The 3507-nt window shown below is 59.9% G+C and carries 3 protein-coding genes; all 3 read left to right on the top strand.

The window, feature by feature from the left end:
• The first annotated feature begins 189 nt into the window (after positions 1-189).
• From YH62_RS28955 to YH62_RS28945, 3 genes are read left to right on the top strand one after another with little or no spacing between them, the layout of a single operon-like run.
• A complete protein-coding gene (locus YH62_RS28955; RefSeq protein ID WP_245282252.1) occupies positions 190-1452 on the top strand; it encodes a tyrosine-type recombinase/integrase in 1263 nt (420 codons plus the stop codon).
• The gene (locus tag YH62_RS28950) at positions 1446-2363 is read left to right on the top strand and encodes a tyrosine-type recombinase/integrase (RefSeq protein WP_046797783.1); all 918 of its coding nucleotides are present in this window, start codon (positions 1446-1448) and stop codon (positions 2361-2363) included. The genes YH62_RS28955 and YH62_RS28950 overlap by 7 nt, the downstream gene beginning before the upstream one ends.
• The gene (locus YH62_RS28945; protein ID WP_046797782.1) at positions 2360-3364 is read left to right on the top strand and encodes a tyrosine-type recombinase/integrase; all 1005 of its coding nucleotides are present in this window, start codon (positions 2360-2362) and stop codon (positions 3362-3364) included. Before YH62_RS28950 ends, YH62_RS28945 begins: the two co-directional genes overlap by 4 nt.
• Positions 3365-3507: the final 143 nt, after the last annotated feature.

Genomic DNA, 3507 nt, shown 5'->3' with positions numbered 1-3507 from the left:
TGACGTGATTGATCGGCGCCGTCTCATCCGCATGATTAGCCGCCGCCTGGGCCATCATCCCTCCCGTCGACCCGGCCGCCATCTCCCTGGCGCAGACAACATGCCAACCTTTGCCTTGTTGGCTCTCGGGGAGTTTAAGGAACGGGAATGTCGCTCGCCTAGCGCTGGAATGGATTTGAAACCTCCGATTTGTTCGACACGCCGGACTTCACCGGCACCAACGATCAAATCGAGGAAAATAGCGTGACAAAGCGAAAGTACAGACATCGCCGCAGCGTCAATGTTCGCATCAATTGGCTGCAACCACATGTCGACGGCTTCAAGCACTGGCTTGTCCAGCGGAATTACTCGGCCGCGACGATAACGGAGGTGGTGCGCCTTCTGGCATTGTGGGGCGATTGGGTACGTGCCGCCGGCCACGACGTCGACACACTTACCGCGGGCTTGAGCGCTTCTGCATCAGTGTTCCACGGCAACAGAACTGCCCGTGCGCCACAGGGTGCTGCCAAGCTGTTCGTCGAATACCTTCGCGAGCTGGACATCCTGCCGCCGGAGCAACGCCCCTCATTGGACGAAACCTGGCCTGAATTGGCTACTTTCCGTCGGTGGATGCGAGAACAACGCGGTGTCAAGGCTTCCACTCTTGATACCTATCAAGCCGTCCTCGTGAAATTTATGATGTCCTTGGGTGCAGATCCAGCTGCTTATACAGCTTCAGCAATCCGCATGTTCGTGCTCGAGTCCGCCAAGCCGCACGGACGCCATTGGGCACAGAGTATTACCGTCGCCACGCGCGCCTACCTAAAATATCTCGTCGCGATGGGAAAATGTCCCGCTGGTCGGGAGCACGCGGTTCCGAACTTCGCAAGTTGGCAATTGGTGACGACGCCGCGCTTTCTTGCGCAAAGTGACATCGACCGCCTCCTTGCCACATGTGACGGCGAAAGCCGGTTACGCGATCGCGCTGTCATGCTCTTGCTGGCTCGATTGGGCCTCAGGGCAAGCGAAGTCAGCACTCTCAGCTTCGATGACATTGACTGGAGGAATGGCCGAATAGCACTTATCGGTAAGGTCCGGCGCGAGGAATGGCTGCCGCTGCCCCAGGAGGTTGGCGACGCTATATTGGCCTATATTGAACGGGCAAGGCCGCGCATTGCGACGACGCGAGTGTTCCTGACGGATATCGCGCCAATCAGACCACTGAGCCGCATTGCCGTGAAGTGCATCGTGCGTCGCGCGCTCGACAGAGCAGGAATTGAAAGCATCCATCGCGGTGCACATGTGTTGCGTCACTCGGCAGCGACGGCGATGCTGCGTAACGGCGCAAGCCTTGCCGGAGTCGGGGCCGTGTTGCGCCACCGTTCTCCATCAACGACGGCGCTGTACGCTAAGGTGGACATCGGCCTGCTGTCGGAAATCGCGCAGCCTTGGGGCGGGAGGTTGCCATGCTGAGCGCTGACGTCAGTCGCTATCTTAGTCTACGTCGAGCGCTCGGTTATAAGCTGATCAAGGCCGAACGGCATCTTCTGGCGTTCGCGCGCTTTGCATCCGAGCGGGGCGAGAGCCACGTTCGGGCTGCAACGGTTCTCACATGGTTGCCGACGGCTGCTAAAACGCCGAACTCCATGGCGCATCGCCTGACGAACCTGATCGGGTTTGCCCGCTTTCTTCATGCGGAAGATCCGCGTCACGAGATCCCGCCTGCGGATATCAAGCGGGCCACCAATCGACCGGTGCCCTACATCTACACAAAGGACGAGATCGCCCGGATCCTCGATACTGCCGGCAATCTCAGGCTCCAAAAGCCCAATCCGCTGCGTCGCGAACTCTATGTCACGCTCTTCGGTCTGATCGCGGCCACTGGACTTCGCATCTCCGAAGCTCTTGCACTCAGGCTCGATGACATCTTGCCCGATGGCGTTTTGCACATTCGGGAAACAAAGTTCCGCAAGAGCCGCCTAGTGCCGCTGCACGCCACCGTCATCGAAGCGCTCCAAGGCTATCTTGAGATCCGGCGCCAACGCGCTGGCGAGAGCGATTGGCTCTTCCCATCCGTCCAGCACCGACAGCTCTACCCGACGACCGTCAATTGTACGTTCCGCTCCCTGCTGCGACGAGCGGGTATTGCCCCGGAGCGAGGTCAACCGCCACGCATCCATGACCTTCGTCATACGTTCGCAACCCGGGTGCTGGAACAATGCGGCGCCGATCGCAGCGCAGTTGCCAGGCACTTCGTCGCCCTGTCGACGTACCTGGGTCATGTCAGTATCCACAATACATACTGGTATCTTCAGGCGACGCCGGAAATGATGGCCGACATCGCCGCGGCGGCAGAGGCTTTGGTCGGGGAGAATGCCGCATGACGAAGCTCGCCCCTCTTATCACCGGCTTCCTGCGAGACTACATGCCTCGACAGCGAGGTTACAGCCCACAAAGCTGCGAGACATACGCGTTCAGCTTCAAGCTGCTGTTCAACTTCGCAGCAAAACGGCTCGGCACTCGCCCGTCTTTGCTCAGGATCGAAGACCTCGATGCACCGATGATCGTGGCTTTCCTCGCGCACATTGAACAAGATCGCGGCAACAGCGCATCGACGCGCAATGTGCGGCTCGCCGCCATCAAGGCGTTCATGCGCTACCTCGAGCACAAGGTGCCGTCCGCACTGGAGCAGATCGGGCGGGTCCATGCGATCCCGACCAAACGCCACGATCAGAAGCTCATTCGCCATCTGACAATGGAAGAGGTCCGAGCGATTCTTAACGGACCCGACCTTACGACGAGATCTGGCATCCGTGATCGGGCGATGATGCATCTCTGCTTCGCCGGAGGCTTGCGAGTGTCAGAATTGATCGGAGTTTTGACGGCAAATCTGTCGCTTCGCCACGGCGCGAGCGTGACAGTTCTGGGAAAGGGCCGCAAGGAACGCTGCCTGCCGCTCTGGAAAGACACTGCGCGCGACATTCGCGCTTGGTTAAGTGTCCGGGGCGAGGTCCGTGTGCCGGAGCTCTTCGTCAATGCTCAGGGCGACCCGATGACCCGTGCCGGCTTCGAGTATGTCCTCGACAAGTATGTCGTCAAAGCAGCCGGGAGCTGCGTATCGCTTCGCGACCGTCGCGTCTCACCTCATCAGCTTCGGCACGGCTGCGCAGTCGTCATGCTGCAGGCGACCCACGACATCCGCAAGGTCGCCCTCTGGCTCGGCCACGCAGATATCCGCACGACGGAGGTTTACCTCCGCATGGACCCGTCCGAAAAATTGGAAGCTGTCGAGGCGGTTGTTCCGCCAGAACTGAGGCGGGGCCGGTTTAAGGCTCCGGATGCACTGATCGCATCGTTGCTTTCTGATTTGGAAATATCGACGTAGTCAGAACGGGTGAGCCCCAGAGCGGAGTCCCCCACCGGTACGGTCTGATCCGCTTCATCTGATATCGCGCTCGGCATGGCGGTAATCCCATGTCGGGCGCAGCTTGTCTCGTGCGCCAGGGAGATGGCGGCCGGGTCGACGGG

The sequence above is a fragment of the Rhizobium sp. LC145 genome (assembly GCF_001005825.1).
GTDB lineage: Bacteria > Pseudomonadota > Alphaproteobacteria > Rhizobiales > Rhizobiaceae > Neorhizobium.
The sequence above is the reverse complement of the archived record's forward strand: the minus strand, read 5'-3'. Positions and strand labels throughout refer to the sequence as shown.